Annotated in this window: 13 protein-coding genes; 1 reads left to right on the top strand and 12 read right to left on the bottom strand. The window is 69.4% G+C overall.

Annotated elements, in window-relative coordinates:
* Positions 1-650 precede the first annotated feature (650 nt).
* Together gmk and D7W81_RS32535 are read right to left on the bottom strand one after the other, a co-directional pair.
* Positions 651-1274, bottom strand: coding sequence for a guanylate kinase (gene gmk / locus D7W81_RS32540; protein ID WP_120559298.1), 624 nt, complete (start codon positions 1272-1274; stop codon positions 651-653).
* Positions 1271-2149: a YicC/YloC family endoribonuclease gene (locus tag D7W81_RS32535; protein WP_120559297.1), complete on the bottom strand. Its 879-nt coding sequence runs from the start codon at positions 2147-2149 to the stop codon at positions 1271-1273. The genes gmk and D7W81_RS32535 overlap by 4 nt, the downstream gene beginning before the upstream one ends.
* Before the next feature lie 82 nt (positions 2150-2231).
* Here D7W81_RS32535 and D7W81_RS32530 point away from each other — a divergent pair, with 82 nt between their 5' ends.
* Positions 2232-3341 carry a glycosyltransferase family 9 protein gene (locus D7W81_RS32530; RefSeq protein WP_120559296.1) on the top strand — a complete coding sequence of 370 codons (1110 nt, stop codon included), beginning with the start codon at positions 2232-2234 and terminating at the stop codon, positions 3339-3341.
* Here D7W81_RS32530 and D7W81_RS44455 read toward each other — a convergent pair.
* The 10 genes from D7W81_RS44455 to D7W81_RS32485 all read right to left on the bottom strand — a co-directional run.
* The gene (locus tag D7W81_RS44455) at positions 3331-3507 is read right to left on the bottom strand and encodes a Trm112 family protein (protein WP_368773754.1); all 177 of its coding nucleotides are present in this window, start codon (positions 3505-3507) and stop codon (positions 3331-3333) included. The two genes, D7W81_RS32530 and D7W81_RS44455, sit on opposite strands and share 11 nt — an antisense overlap.
* Before the next feature lie 3 nt (positions 3508-3510).
* Entirely contained in the window at positions 3511-3999 is a 489-nt protein-coding gene (locus D7W81_RS32525; protein ID WP_014395511.1) for an adenylyltransferase/cytidyltransferase family protein, read from the bottom strand.
* Entirely contained in the window at positions 3996-5009 is a 1014-nt protein-coding gene (locus tag D7W81_RS32520) for a bifunctional heptose 7-phosphate kinase/heptose 1-phosphate adenyltransferase (protein WP_120559295.1), read from the bottom strand. The genes D7W81_RS32525 and D7W81_RS32520 overlap by 4 nt, the downstream gene beginning before the upstream one ends.
* A gap of 31 nt (positions 5010-5040) precedes the next feature.
* A complete protein-coding gene (gene lpxK / locus D7W81_RS32515) occupies positions 5041-6120 on the bottom strand; it encodes a tetraacyldisaccharide 4'-kinase (RefSeq protein ID WP_120559294.1) in 1080 nt (359 codons plus the stop codon).
* The gene (locus D7W81_RS32510; RefSeq protein ID WP_120559293.1) at positions 6117-7148 is read right to left on the bottom strand and encodes a glycosyltransferase; all 1032 of its coding nucleotides are present in this window, start codon (positions 7146-7148) and stop codon (positions 6117-6119) included. Before D7W81_RS32510 ends, lpxK begins: the two co-directional genes overlap by 4 nt.
* Positions 7148-8149, bottom strand: coding sequence for a glycosyltransferase family 4 protein (locus D7W81_RS32505; protein WP_120559292.1), 1002 nt, complete (start codon positions 8147-8149; stop codon positions 7148-7150). The genes D7W81_RS32510 and D7W81_RS32505 overlap by 1 nt, the downstream gene beginning before the upstream one ends.
* Complete coding sequence (locus tag D7W81_RS32500; protein ID WP_120559291.1) at positions 8146-9414, bottom strand: 3-deoxy-D-manno-octulosonic acid transferase; 1269 nt, start codon at positions 9412-9414, stop codon at positions 8146-8148. Before D7W81_RS32500 ends, D7W81_RS32505 begins: the two co-directional genes overlap by 4 nt.
* A 20-nt stretch (positions 9415-9434) precedes the next feature.
* The gene (locus D7W81_RS32495; protein WP_208721553.1) at positions 9435-10610 is read right to left on the bottom strand and encodes a PHP domain-containing protein; all 1176 of its coding nucleotides are present in this window, start codon (positions 10608-10610) and stop codon (positions 9435-9437) included.
* The gene (locus tag D7W81_RS32490) at positions 10607-12391 is read right to left on the bottom strand and encodes an ABC transporter ATP-binding protein (protein WP_120559290.1); all 1785 of its coding nucleotides are present in this window, start codon (positions 12389-12391) and stop codon (positions 10607-10609) included. Before D7W81_RS32490 ends, D7W81_RS32495 begins: the two co-directional genes overlap by 4 nt.
* A 2-nt stretch (positions 12392-12393) precedes the next feature.
* Positions 12394-14031, bottom strand: a 1638-nt coding sequence (locus D7W81_RS32485; protein ID WP_120559289.1) for a DUF4388 domain-containing protein, incomplete at its 5' end; no start/stop codon positions are given.

The raw sequence follows: 14031 nt of genomic DNA, 5'->3' as shown, positions 1-14031 counted from the left end.
GCTTCGAATCTCGTCGGCGCCGTCCAGTGACTTTCGCCGCTTCTTTTCGAAGGGGAGCGGCTTCTACTTCAGCGCCGCCTTCCCTGTCAACCGCTTGCTGTCAGCTTCTCTCACCGCTTGCCGTCCGCTTGTTGCCTGCCGGACTGCTGCTTCTTCGGTGGGGCGCGGCTTCTATCTCTTCGCCGCGTTCGCTGTCAACTCGCTCGTTGACTGCCCTATTTCCTTGTCGGTCCTGCGCTCCCCCCGAAGTGCCTTCCGCGCCAGTGCGCGGGCTTCGAGGTGAGAGGCGCGGCTTCTACCACCGCCGCGTCTTGTGTCAACCGCCTTACCGCTACTTCCAATTCCCCGCTGCCACCGCCATCAGCTCCGCCTCCCATGAGGCGGCAACCCGCTCCAGCACCTTCAACGCCCGCTGATCACTGTCCTGCTGCGGCAACCATCTAAGAATCGGATCGGAGAAAGTCAACTTCTCGTCACCACCACCTCGTCAGCCAGGTGCCACCGGAGTGACGCCTGCGTGTCGCCGCGAGGTGTGCGGCTTATCCATCAGGCGATCGGGCGGCGCAAGAAATTTGATGCAGGCCGCCAGCGCGATGCGACGTGGTGGAGGGGGAACCGACGGGGCCGTTCCAGCCATTCCCCGGCGGATTTCAGCTCCCGAACCGGAGCTTCGAGAGGTCCACCCTCCCCCGCCGGCACTTCTCCGCCACCACCACCGAGCGCAGCTCCTGATAGGCGCGCTCAATATCGTCGTTCACCACGATGTAGTCGTAGGACGCGATCCCCCGCTCGATCTCCGAGCGGGCGGCCAGCATCCGGCGGCGGATGGTCTCATCCGAATCCGTCTGGCGGTCCCGAAGGCGCCGCTCCAGCTCTTCCATGGAGGGAGGCAGCACGAAGATGAGGACCGCGTCGGGGTGCTTGCGCTTGATGGCCTGCCCGCCCTGGACGTCGATGTCGAAGATGGCCGTACCGCGCCGCTGGCGGGCCTGGTCCACCACCGACTGCGGGCTGCCGTAGAAGTGGCCGTGCACCTCGGCCCACTCCACGAACTCACCCTGTTCAATCTTCTGCTGGAAGGCGGCCACCCCCACGAAGTGGTAGTCCACGCCCTCCTGCTCCTTGCCGCGGGGGCGCCGGGTGGTGACGCTGGTGGAGAAGATGCCGTCCGGCATCTCCTTCAGCAGGCGGTGCGCGAGGGTGGTCTTCCCGGCCCCGGACGGGGCTGAGAGGACGAGGAGCACACCAGGCTGGAGTCCAGAGGGTTCGTTCATTCGACGTTCTGCACCTGTTCGCGGATGCGCTCGACCTCGGCCTTCATCGAGACCACGCGCGCGGAGATCTCCGCGTGCTGGCTCTTGGAGCCTGTCGTGTTCACCTCGCGGTGCATCTCCTGCACGAGGAAATCCATACGCCGGCCCACCGGCTCGGGGCTCGCCATCAGGAGCCGGAACTGCTCGAGATGCGTCGCGAGCCGGGTCACTTCTTCCGCGATGTCCGTGCGCTCGGCGAACAGGGCCACTTCCTGCGCCAGGCGCTGCGGGTCCACCGCGACGCCACGCGCGAGCTCCGCGACACGCTCGGTGAGCCGCTGCTGGTAGTCACTGACAGCCCGAGGCGCGAGCCGGGCGACCTCCTGGCTCCAACCCTCGATGAGCTTCATCCGGGCGTCCAGGTCCGTGTGGATGGATTCGCCTTCGGTGTTCCGCATCGTCTCGAGGGCCGTGAGCGCCTGCTGAAGGGCGGTCTGCGTGGCCTGGGTGGCGGACTCCACGTCCACGCCCTTCTCTTCCAGACGGATGACTCCCGGCTGGTTGGCCACGTGCGACCAGGCGACCTCGACGGACTGGCCCAGGGCCTCGGCGACTTCCCGGTAGGCGCGCGCGTATTCGCGGGCCAGGCCGACATCCACCGTGGGGACGTTGCCCGAAACCGTGGCGGCCTGCCGGCGCACCAGGATCTCCACCGAGCCTCGCGCGAGGCGGTCCTTCACCTGCTTCACGAGCGCGGGCTCAAGCGCGGACAGCTCGCGCGGCAGCCGGACCTTCACTTCACAGAACTTGTGGTTGAGCGAGCGTGCTTCCACGGAGACCTCTTCGTCCCCGACACGGGCGCGGCCCGAACCAAATCCGGTCATGCTCTTGAGCATCGGGCCGGGTGCTAGGGGCTTTCCGTCCCAAGGTCAAGCCAGCGTCTTGTGTCCGTCCCAATTCTGGTAGGGTCCGCCGCCGATGGCGTGGCACAAGCGGCTTGAAACGTGGGCGAAGCTGGCACTGGCGCTCCTGGCTTCCCTCCTGTTCTGGCGCCCCGGACGTCGCCGTTCTCCCGGAACGCCCCTCTCCCACCCGCGCAAGGTCCTGCTCGTCCGGCCCGACAACCGCGTGGGCGAAGCCCTCCTCACCACGCCCCTGATGCGGACCCTCAAGGCGCATGTCCACCCTCCTCCGGAGGTGCATGTGCTGGTGCATGCCAGGGTGGCTCGCGTCCTCCAGGGACACCCTGACGCGGATGCGGTGCTGGCGTTCGACCGGCGCTTGCTGTGGCTGGGACCCCTGGCGCCCGGGATCCGCGCACTCCGTCGTGCGGGCTACGACACCGTGGTGGATTGCGCCAATTGGAGCGCTCCTTCGGTGACGAGTGCGCTCATTGCACGGATGGCAGGACCGAAGGCGGTCGTCATTGGACCGGGCATCTGGCCCGTGTCGCTGCTGCAGTCCGTGTCCGTGCCCGCCCGTTCCGATACCCGGCATGAGGCCGTTCAGCGCACCCACCTGTTGACGCCCCTGACGAATGGGGCTGTCGCCAAGGGCCTTTCGTTCCGGGAGCCGACGCTGGGCGAGACGTTCCGCGGCTATCTGGCGACGTTCTCCGGGACACGTTCGCGGCGTGCGGTCATCAATCCCGGGGGGCGGCTGGGTGAGCGGCGCATTCCGGCAGAGGCGTTCGCGGCGGCGGCCCGAGAGCTGATTTCGCTGGGCTACTCGCCTGTCGTGACCTGGGGACCGGGAGAGGAAGCCCTCGCTCGGACCGTACTCTCCAGCGCTCCGGGGGCGGAGCTGGCTCCCGCGACGAGCATTGATGAGCTTGCCGCCCTCATGCGGACCGCGGGCCTCACCATCTGCAACAACACAGGACCCATGCACCTGTCGGTCGCAGTGGGTGCTCCCACGCTGGCGTTCTTCCTGCGCATCGACATGGAGCGCTGGGGCCATGCGGTGTCCCCTCACCGGATGGTGGACCTGACGCCCATCGTGGATGGGGCTTCCGGGGTAGGGGTGGAGCAGCGCGTGGCCGACGAGGTCCGAGCGTTCGTCGCGGAGCGGGCCTCGCTCACGGGGTGAGTGACCGCTCCTGTTCGAGCACCATCCGTGGGACGCCGTCTTCCACGGGCCAGGCCCGCTGGCACCTGCCGCAGCGGACTTCGGGCGGAGGGCCTTCGTGCTCTTCGAGTGGCCCCTTGCAGTGGGGACAGCCCAGGATGGACCGCAGCACCGGGTCCAGGGGCATGGGCTACTTCGCGCCTTCGCGCCCGAGCCTGCGGGCCAGCTCCGTGGTGCTGTGGTCCTTCGGGTCTCCCGCCACCGCCGTCCTGCCTCCGTAGGCCCGGACCTCATCACCCTCTGGAATGGAGTCCGGCGTGTAGTCCGTCCCCTTCACGTGCACGTCAGGCTTGAGGGCCCGGATGATGGTTCGCACGTTCGGTTCGTCGAAGACGACGACACGGTCCGTGCAGGCCAGCGCCGCGACCAACTCCGCGCGCTCCGCCTCCGGGATGTGGGGGCGACCGGGTCCTTTGTAGGCCCGGGTGGAGGCGTCCGAGTTCACCGCGACCACCAACACGTCCGCCAGCGCTTTCGCCCCTTCGAGGTACCGGACGTGTCCGACGTGCAGCAGGTCGAAGACGCCGTTGGCCAGGGCCACCGTGCGGCCCTGCTCGCGCCAGCGTTCCCGCTCCTCCGCGATGGCTGCGAGGGGGCGGAGCTTGTCCAGGGTGTTCATCGTGGGCTCCGCAATGCTTCGAGGAGTTCTTCACGGGAGACCGTTGCCGTGCCGGGCTTCTGCACCACCAGCGAGCCCGCTACGTTCGCGAGCCTCGCCGCTTCACCGAAGGATGCTCCGGCCGCGAGCGACAGCGCGAAGCTCGCGATGACCGTGTCACCCGCTCCCGTCACGTCTACCGCTGACTTCGCGCCGTGCACGGGGATCAGGTCCACTCCGCCCTTCGCGTCGAAGAGGGCCATGCCATGCCGGCCTCGCGTCACCAGGAGCGCCTGACAGCCCAGCTTTCGGACTGCTTCGTGGCCGGCCTCCAGGAGATCTTCCTTCGTGCGCACTGGACGGCCCGTGAGCGCTTCCAACTCTGGTTCGTTGGGCTTGCACACAGTGAGGCCCTCGAAGGCCGTGAGCGCATAGCGGCTGTCCACGCAGACCGGAAGGCCGTCGGCCGCGAGCTTTCGCAGCACGACCCGGACCTCGTCGCTGACGACTCCCGCGCCGTAGTCCGAGACCACCACCGCGTCCGCGTCCTTCGCCGCGGCCTCCACCTGACGGGCGAGCGCCTTGCGCATCCGGGGTGGAAGGGGGCCTCGTTGGCCCCGGTCGACCCGGAGCATCTGCTGCCTCGTGGTGCTGATGCCGCCGGCGAGGATGCGCGTCTTCGTCTCCGTCTGGATGCTCCTGCTGCTGACCGCGTGCAGCCGGATGTCCGCTGTTTCGAAGAGCTTGCGCAGCTCGCTGCCCATGGCATCCACACCCAGGGCGCCCACCGCCGTCACCTGGCCTGACAGCGCACGGACGTTGGCGGCCACGTTGGCCCCGCCACCGAGCTTCACCTCCGAGGACTCGTACCGGACGATGAGCACCGGGGCTTCGCGGCTCACGCGGTCCGTCTGGCCGTAGAGGTAGTGGTCGGCGACCAGGTCTCCCACCAGCAACACCCGGCGGCGCGCGAAGGCGAGTGGCAGGCGCGAGGACGAAGCTGCCGGACGTGAAGACGGGGCCGCGGGCATGGGCGCGGGTTGTCCCACAGCGGTCCAGCCCTCACAAGTCGCGCGTCTCTCCCGCCAGCCCGAGCGCCCGCCTCAGGTGTGCTTCGCCCTCCAGGACCTCCACTCCCAGGCGCACCACCCAGGCCTCGAAGCCGGCGGGCAGGCGCACCGCGTCCTTCTCCGTCGTCACCACGAGCGCTCCTTGCTGACGGGCTCGGGCTTCGACCTGGCGCAGTTCTTCTCCGCTGAAGCGATGGTGATCCGGGAAGAGGGCCGCGTCCCGGACCTCTGTCCCGAGCGCGGTCACGGTCTTCAGGAAGCCTCCGGGCCGGGCCAGCCCCGCCAGCGCCAGGACCGGCCTTCCTTCGAGCGCGTTCGTCGCGTGCTCGGTGCCCGAAGGGTCCCACCACGCCGTGGGTCCGTAGCGCGTCCGGATCCGGGGGGCACTCACGGTTTCGAGCCATGGATTGGGGGCGGCATCCCCCGAGGCTGCCCTCAGCCAGAGGAGCGTGGCCCGTCGCAGTGCAGACGGTGGTTCTCGCAGGGGGCCTCTTGGGAGCAGCTGTCCGTTGCCCAGGCCCACGGCTTCGTCCACGACCACCAGGTCTTCGTCACGGTGCAGACGGCGGTGCTGAAAGCCGTCATCCAGCAGGACCGTATCCAGGCCGAACTCATCCCGGGCCCGAAGTGCCGCCGCGACCCGGTCCGCTCCCACGAAGAGCCGGGCTCCGGGACACCTGCGCGCGAGCAGCAGGGGCTCGTCTCCGGCTTCTGTCACGTCGGGCAGGGGCCCGGTGCCCGTGAAGGTGAGCGGCTCCTGGGACTCCCGGCCGTAGCCTCTGGTGAGGATGCCGACCTTGCGCCCTTCGCGGATCAGCAACTCCGCGAGATGGAGGACCGCGGGTGTCTTGCCTGTACCTCCGACGTTGATGTTGCCGATGGAGATGACCCGCAAGCCTTCGATGTGTTCGGCTCGCAGCAGGCGTGAGTCGTAGAGGGCTCCCCGCAGGCGGACCGCTCCGCTGTAGGTCCAGGACAGCAACGCGAGCGGCGACAGGAGGGCACGACGGGTCCAGGGCTCTGGTGCCTGCGGATAGAAGATCCGCTCCAGGGCCGTGGGTGAGCCGGTCATCGCCGGGGCTCCGCAGCCTGCTGGTAGAGGGCCAGGATGTCCCTGGCGATGTGCTCGTTCGTCGGGTGCCGGGTCCCCGCTGTTGCTCCGGACAGTGCGGCGGTGACGACGGCTTCCACCGTGGGTGCTTCCACCCTCGCGTCCGCCAGCTCCGGGAGCGCTCCTTCGTTCACCGCGACGACTCGGACGCCACAGGCCCTGGCTTGGGCCGCGGCCCTTGCGCTCCAGTCGTTTCCCAGGCCGAGGATCCAGACCTCGTCCAGGGCCTGCAGCCACTTCGCGAAGTCCTGGCCCTGCTGGTAGCCCGCGAACGTCACCTGCTCCGTGAGGCCCCGCGCCGTCACCTGCGTCCGGGTCGCTTCAAGCAGGGCCCCATCGCCCACCAGCACGAAGCGGGCTTTGGGGCGCTGCTGGTGGAACGCGGCGAAGGCTTCGACTCCCAGCGCGTGACGGCGGCTCTGCTGGAACGTGGAGATCATTCCCACCAGGTGCGTGTCCTTCAGGCCCAGGGTCCGGCGGAGGGCATTGCGGTCCTCTGGCGGCTTGAACATCGGATCCACCAGCGCGGGCAGGACCTGGACGGGACGGTGCCGGCCTTCGAGCTTCTCCACCAGGTGGCTCGCGGGCACCGTGTAGGCGGCGGCTTCGGGCAGGGACGACCGCAGCGAGCGCGGCGCGTGGATGGAGCGGATCCGCACTGCTCCCTTTGGCGTTCCCCAGCGGGCCACGAGATGATCATGGGTGAAGTGGGTGTGGACCACGTCCACCGTCCTGCGGCGGAGGGCTCGCAGGTCACTCCAGATTTCCCAGGGCGGAGACTTCACGGACAACGTCAGGCCTCCCTCGTCCAGCAGGCCCAGTTGCTGGAACCGGGGGACGGCGGGTTCCTCGGCGGCGATGTCCCGGCGCTTGCGGTCCACCGCCACCGTGACCTCGTGGCCCTGGGCGCGCTGGGCCTGGGCCAGCAGCGCGACGTTCTCCGCCGGGCCGCTCCAGAAGGGACTCGCGAGCAGGTGCAGGATGCGCATCAGCGATTCACCAGCGAGTGGTAGAGGTCGCTGAGCGCGCGGGCTTCGTGCTCGACACCGCAGCGGCGACGCGCTTCCTCTTCCGCGTTGCGGCCGACCTGGCGGGCCCGCTCTGGTTCGCGGGTCAGTTCGTCCAACAGGTCGCGCAGTCCCTTCACGTCTCCGGGCTCGAAGAAGAAGCCCGTGCGGCCGTGCTCGATGAGGGTGTCCAGGTACGGCAGCTTCGAGGCCACCACGCAGCAGCCTGACGCCATCGCCTCCACGTGCACCAGCGAGTAGCCCTCCGCGTAGGAGGGATGCACCAGGATGCTCAGGCCCTGGTACCAGGGCTCGATGGGGGACTGCTCTCCCGCGAGCAGCACCCGGTCCTCGATGCCCTCACGCAGCCCGTTCACCCACGTCAGGTCCGGCCCCTTCGCGAGCCCCACCAGCACCGCCTGCCAGTCCGGCCGCTTCGGCAACAGGGGCCTCATGGCTTCGATGAAGTCACCCTGCCCCTTCTCCTTGCGGATGCGGCCGATGACTCCGATGCCGTAACGGCCGCCCTGCTTGAGCCGGGCCCAGGCCTCGTCGCGGTCCTCCGGCGGACGGAAACGAGTGAGGTCGATGCCGTGAGAAATCACCGTGGACGGGAGCGCGATGACGTCGGAGATCTGCTTCGTGAGCGACACCAGCGCGTCCGCGCCCCTGGCGAGCCAACGCGTGAAGCGCGTGGGGGCCACCGACGTGTGCCTCGTGAAGACGAGCTGGACCCTTCCTCCCAACGCCTTCAGGAACATCCCCGCCAGCAGCTCGTTGTTCCGATGCGCGTGCCAGACGATGGGCTCACGGTGTGAGCGGCGGATCAGCTCGCCCCAGGTGATTCGCGGCAGGGCTTCCGTCAGGCCGGAGCCGATGACCCGCGTCTCGTCGCCCGTGGCCAGCGCTGGCACCACGGACTCCACGTGGCGGGTCACCCCTGTGTAGCGCTTGTGGAAGTGGGGATGGACGATGAGGGTCATCGAGGAGCCCTCCTTAGCGCGGCCATGGCCTCCGCGTTGCGCTCGCTGGCTCCCGAGATGCGGCGCACCGTGGCTTCGGCCTGGGCCCCCAGGCGATGCCGCTGCTCGGGGTGGGCGAGGAGGTCCTCCAGCGCGGTGTAGAGCGCTTCTCCATCCGCCACCTGGATGCCTCCGTTGCCCTGGAGCACCGCGACGCTGTCACGGAAGTTGTCCATGTGCGGGCCGAACAGGACCGGCTTGCCCTGCCCCGCCGGCTCCAGGATGTTCTGGCCGCCTCGCTTCGTGAACGAGCCTCCCACGAAGACCACCGTTGCAAGGCGGTAGGCCCTCGACAGTTCGCCCATCGAGTCCATCACCACCACCGGCGCACGCTCCGGGTTGCCCTGCGAGCGAAGGCCCACGGTCAGGTTCCGCTCCTTCGCGAGGGTCTGGATCCGTTCCGCCCGGTTCAGGTAGCGCGGCGCGATGACCAGGCTCAGCGTGGGCCAGCGCTCCCGTAGACGCTGATACACCTGCAACAGGATTTCCTCTTCGCCCTCGTGTGTGCTTCCCGCGAGCCAGACCGGCTCCGTCGGCGGCAGTCCGAGCGCGGCTCGCAGGGCTTCGTCCTCGGGGGCAGGACCCGCCGCCAGAGCGTCGAACTTGGTGTTTCCGGTGGTGAGGACACGCTCGGTGGGGGCTCCCAGGGCTCGCGCCCTTTCGGATTCCTCGTCCTGCCGCATCAGCAGCAGGTCCATGTCCTTCAGCGGGTTTTCAATGAGGCCGAAGAGCGTCCGGTACTTCCCCACGTTCGCTGGCGAGAAACGCCCGTTGGTCATCACCACGCTCGCTCCGGACTGCTTCGCGGCGCGGATGAGGTTGGGCCACACCTCCGTGTACTCGAGAACCAGGAGGTCCGGTTGGAGGGCTCGGACTGCCCTTCGCGTCGCGCCCCAGAGGTCGTAGGGCGCGTAGACGACTCCGTCGATCTGCTTCGCCAGGCGGTCGCGTGCCATCGCGTGGCCGCTGTCCGTCATCGTCGAGAGCACGATGCGGCAGCCGGGGAAGCGCTGGCGCAGGGGGCCGAACATGGGCGCGAGGGCCAGCAGGTCTCCGGCGCTGGCTCCGTGCAACCACAGCAGCGGGCCCTCCCCCTTCGGCAGGTCTCCCGGTCCGTAGAAGCCCAGCCGCTGCTTCAGCCCGTGGCGCGTCTTCCGGTGCACGCAGAGCACCGGGAACAACAGCGCGAAGAGGACGTAGGTGGCGACGACGTAGAGCAGGCGCATGGGCGACGTCCCGCGCTCTATCAGATGCCCGGCGGTCTCGGCACCACTCGCACCGGACTGGGGACCAGCCAGGGCCGCCATTCGTGGCCGAAGAAACGTCCGGGCGCGTGGGCCCAGACCTCCACCTGGACGACTCCAGGCCCCGTCAGTTCGACGTGCCTTCCGTCGGGTTGGAGGCGGCCGTCGCCCCATACCCGGACCTCGAGGTTCCCTGGCGTGTGCTCCGGGAGGCGCACCGTCAGCACCGTGCCCACGGGGGCTTCCCTGGTGTTCACGTCGAAGCCTTCCAGGGCAAAGCCTTCCGGGGCTCCGAGTGCCCGGAAGACGCAGAGTGCCTGGCCGCTCGACAGGGCCTGCGTGACCTGGTTCGCGGCTTCGCGCGCGTCCTGGGACAGCGGGCCTGACAGCACGTCCGGCGGAAACTCCATGTCGAGCGCGTTGAAGATGTCCTCGTACGCGGGCACGCCGTGCGCGTCGTTGCCACACAAGACGAGCCGCTTGCGCTCTCGCGCCAGTTCCAGGAAGCGCTCCGTGGGGCCTGACTCAGGAACGGCGAGCAGCATCACGCCGTGCACCGGGTTCACCATCGAGGCCCCCAGCGCGGGCAGGAGCCGGCTCACCGGGCTCCGCAGCGCCTGCCGGAAGAAGGTGTCCGCCGAGTACAGCTCGAAGCCCGGGACCTGGTGTGCCGTCGCTTCGTCCTTCCATGGGTTCTTCGTCTGGACCGGATGCGCGAGGACCGCCGTGCCTCCGGCTGCCTCGACCGCGGCCACGGCCTGCTCCGGAGGGCCCCAGGGCTTCACGCCTTCAATGTGCCGTTGCATGCCGAACGCGGCCAGATGGCCGACGCTGGTGGAGAGCTCCACTCCGGGGATGAGCAACACGCCGTCCACCCAGGTCGCGGCGGGTGGCTTGAAGTCGTTGTGATCCGTGAGCACCACGAAGTCCAGCCCCGCTGCCTTCGCCGCCTGGGCGACCTTCGCGGGCGTCCCGTTCCCGTCCGAGCGCGTGGTGTGCACGTGGTACGCGCCGCGGATCCACGGTTTCGCGTTCGGTACGGGCTCGACGACGGGGTAGTTCGCGAAGCCCGCCGCGAAGGCGAAGAAGCCCGCGACGCCCATCAGCATGACCAACACACCGAACACGGCGCGGATCGCCAGGGAGAGCGGCCGCTTCGCAGTGCCGGCCTTGCTCACGCCGCTCCCCGCTCGATGGGGCCTGACGTCTGCAGGCGCCACATGGCGGCGTAACGGCCTTCCTTCTGGAGCAGCTCCGCGTGGCTTCCGCTCTCCACGACGCGGCCTGCCTCCACCACGTGGATGACGTCCGCGTTCGTCACCGTCGACAGCCGGTGGGCGATGACCAGCGCCGTCCGGCCGGGGAGCACCTTCGCCAGCGCGGCCTGCACCTCGCGCTCGTTCTCCGGGTCCAGGCTGCTCGTCGCTTCGTCCAGCACCAGCACCGGGGCCTTCGACAACACAGCCCTCGCGATGCACAGGCGCTGGCGCTGGCCTCCGCTCAGGGTGACGCCCCGCTCGCCGATGCGCGTGTCGTAGCCCTGTGGCAGGCCCTGGATGAAGGCGTCCGCGTTCGCCACCTTCGCCGCGGACTCCACTTCCTCCCGCGTCGCTTCCGGCCTCGCGTGCCGGAGGTTCTCCAGCACGCTTCCGTGGAAGAGCAGCGGTTCCTGCGTCACCAGCGCGAACTGACTCCGGACGCTCGCCGCCGTGTACGTGTCCGCGTCCACTCCATCCAGGAGGATGCGGCCCTGCTGGGGACGCTCGAAGCGCAGCAGCAGCGACGTCACCGTGCTCTTGCCGCCTCCACTGCCTCCCACCAGCGCAGCCACCTGCCCCACCTTCAGGTCCAGCGTCAGCCCGTCCAGCGCCCGGCGCTCGCCGTAGAAGAAGCGCACGTCCTCCATCCGGAGCGCTTCACGCAGCGCTGGCGCGGGCACGGCGTTGGCTGCGTCCTCCACGGGGTGCTTCAGGTCGAGCAGCGCGAAGAGGCGCTCTCCCGCCGCTCCCGCCTGCACCGCGAACTGCGTCACCCGGCCCAGGTCCTTCACCGGCTGGTACACGAGGATGACCGCCGTGAGCAGCGACAGGAGCGCTTCCGGTTCCAGGGCCCGCGTCGCCGCCGCGTACCCCAGCGCTCCCGCGAGCGCCGCCGCCGCGAGCACCTCCATCACCCCCGGCACGCCTCCACGCGCCCAGGCCGCGCCCACCACCGCTTCCTCGTGCGCCTTCGCGTAGGACTCGAAGCGCGCCAGCTCCGCCTGCTGACCGTTGAAGGCCTGGATGGTTCGCAGCCCTCCCAGCCCTTCGTGCAGCTGGCCCGCGAGCTGCCCCAGGTGGGCCTGCCCTTCCCGCGTTCCCTTCAGCACCTTGCGGGTGAGCTTCGACGCGGGCAGCGCCGCCAGTGGAATCACCGCCAGCATCAGCCCTCCGAGCATCGGGCTCATCGCCAGCGCCACGCCCGCGAGCACCAGCACCTGGATGGTGTCGCGCAGGTACGAGCCCACCGTGTACATGGCGGCCAGCTCCACCGCCATCACGTCCGAGGAGAAGCGGCTGAGCAGGTCTCCCGTCCGCTCCTTCGACAGCTGCGACGGCGACAACGCCGTGAGCCGCAGGAACAGGTCGCGCCGCAGGTCCTTCACCACGCGCTGCGCGAACAGGCCCATGAAGTAGAACTGGCCCAGGTACCCCACGCCCTTCACCGCGCCCACCACCAGCACGAACACCGGGAAGCCCCAGAGCGCGGCCTCTCGCGGCAGGTTCGCGAGCCACGGCACCCGGTGCGCGCTCGCGAAGCCCTCTTCACCTCCCGACAGCAGGAAGCGCAGCGCCGGGCCCAGCAGGTACGCGTACGCACCCGTGGCGAGCCCCAGCAACGCCATGCACACGAAGGCCAGGACGAGGATTCCCGCGTGCGGCTTCGCATAGCGGAGCAGCCGCCAGAGCGCGTGATGCATGACTACTTCACCACCTTCTGCAACGCCGCCCTCGCGAGCACCGAATACGGGTTCAGCTCCAGCACCTTCATCAGCTTCTTGCGTGCGAGCGGCGCGTCGTCCAGGTCGATTTCGATGATGGCCGCGATGACCTGCGCCCGCTCCAGGTACGGGTCCAACGTCAACGCCTGCTTGAGCACCTTGCGCGCCGCGAGCGCCCGCTGCATCAGCGGCCCCGGCGAACCCCGGTACTTCGCCCAGGCGAGGTACGAGTAGTACTCGGGCTCGCTGCCGTTGAGCGACAGCGCTTCCTCGAAGCCCTGGATGGCCGCCTTGTAGTCGCCCCGCTTCATCGCGGACTCGCCCCGGCGCAGCGCGAGCTCCGCGTCCACGTTGATGGCGGTCGCCCGGCCCACCACCTCCTGCCGGCTGAAGAAGTACTGGAGGTAGGCGCGGCGCTTTTCGTCCACGCTCAGCACGCGGTACGCCGCGGACAGCTTCTCCTGCACCTGCTCCAGCAGGTCGCGCAGGTCGGAGATGTCGAACTCCGCGTAGGTGTCCGGGTGAAAGCGCATCGCCGTCTCGTGGTACGCGCGCTCCACCGCTTCTTTATCCGCCGCGAGGTCCAACCCCAGCCCGCCGAAGTAGCTGCGCGTGATGATCCGCACCGCTTCCTCGCGCAGTGACGCCGCCGTCTCCGGAGGCAGGCTCTTGCGCTTGCGCGGCGCGATGACGTCCGGCGCCGCCGCCGCGCTCAGCAAGTCCGTGCCCGTCGCCACCGGCGTCGCGGAGAAGGTCACCCCGCCCGTCAGCTTGAGGAACCACAAGAGCGTGTACGCTGCCCGCAGCTCCGCGCGCCCGTGCGCCAGCAGGTCCTTGAGCACGATGCGGCCGTTCACCTGCATCGCCAGCTTGATGTCCTCCGTGTCCAGCGCCATCGCCTGGAGGTCCCGGCCGAAGTCCGCCGAGCGCACCGGGTACTCATTCAGGTGCGCCTTGAGCGCGCCCGCCACCACCCGCAGGGGCATCCGCTTGCGCGCGGCCTCCAGCAGCGGTGCCAGGGCGGGCTGATCCACGGAGGCCACTTCGGAGGAGAACTCGTCGCCCGCGTAGAACGCGTACCGGCCCTCGCGCATGGCCAGCACGCGCCCGAGCCGGTCCCGGGTGAAGTCGCGCAAGAGCGACAGGAGGTCCTCGCCCACCGCCTCCACGCCCGCGTCCGCGAGCGCCGCGCCGATGCGCAGCCCGGAGGCGAGCGCCTCCACCACCGGCTGCTCCTGCGCCTCCGTGAGGACCTGCCGCTCGCGGAGGAAGCGTGGCAGCCCGTCCTGCTTGGCGTTGGAGTCGAAGTTCACCGGCCCGCCGCGCAGGAAGAACACCCGGCGCGTCAGGCCCTTGAGGGCCACCACCAGCACGCCGTCACGGCGCAGCCGGTAGAGCGAGTGCAGCAGCGCCGGCAAGGGGAAGGACTTCAGGTCCCCCGCCGCCACCGCGGGCCGCGACAGCGTGGCGGCCAGGCCCGTGGGCGTGACGGCCTGGGCGGCCTTCACCAGCGCCTCCAGGCGGGGCACCAGTTCCCCGGGCTTGAGCGGATCCGGGATGTACGCGTTGACCTTGAGGTCCAGCACCGAGCCCACGCCCTTCGCCCGGCCCAGGTGCCC

The organism is Corallococcus aberystwythensis (assembly GCF_003612165.1).
Lineage (GTDB): Bacteria > Myxococcota > Myxococcia > Myxococcales > Myxococcaceae > Corallococcus > Corallococcus aberystwythensis.
Note: the sequence above shows the minus strand (reverse complement) of the source record. Positions and strands in the feature narration are given on the sequence as shown.

Coding starts and splice junctions, on each gene's coding strand:
- D7W81_RS32490 (WP_120559290.1), bottom strand. CDS start 12,391: ATGCATCACGCGCTCTGGCGGCTGCTCCGCTATGCGAAGCCGCACGCG.
- D7W81_RS32535 (WP_120559297.1), bottom strand. CDS start 2,149: ATGCTCAAGAGCATGACCGGATTTGGTTCGGGCCGCGCCCGTGTCGGG.
- D7W81_RS32505 (WP_120559292.1), bottom strand. CDS start 8,149: ATGACCCTCATCGTCCATCCCCACTTCCACAAGCGCTACACAGGGGTG.
- D7W81_RS32530 (WP_120559296.1), top strand. CDS start 2,232: ATGGCGTGGCACAAGCGGCTTGAAACGTGGGCGAAGCTGGCACTGGCG.
- D7W81_RS32500 (WP_120559291.1), bottom strand. CDS start 9,414: ATGCGCCTGCTCTACGTCGTCGCCACCTACGTCCTCTTCGCGCTGTTG.
- D7W81_RS32510 (WP_120559293.1), bottom strand. CDS start 7,148: ATGCGCATCCTGCACCTGCTCGCGAGTCCCTTCTGGAGCGGCCCGGCG.
- D7W81_RS32525 (WP_014395511.1), bottom strand. CDS start 3,999: ATGAACACCCTGGACAAGCTCCGCCCCCTCGCAGCCATCGCGGAGGAG.
- D7W81_RS32520 (WP_120559295.1), bottom strand. CDS start 5,009: ATGCCCGCGGCCCCGTCTTCACGTCCGGCAGCTTCGTCCTCGCGCCTG.
- gmk (WP_120559298.1), bottom strand. CDS start 1,274: ATGAACGAACCCTCTGGACTCCAGCCTGGTGTGCTCCTCGTCCTCTCA.
- lpxK (WP_120559294.1), bottom strand. CDS start 6,120: ATGACCGGCTCACCCACGGCCCTGGAGCGGATCTTCTATCCGCAGGCA.
- D7W81_RS44455 (WP_368773754.1), bottom strand. CDS start 3,507: ATGCCCCTGGACCCGGTGCTGCGGTCCATCCTGGGCTGTCCCCACTGC.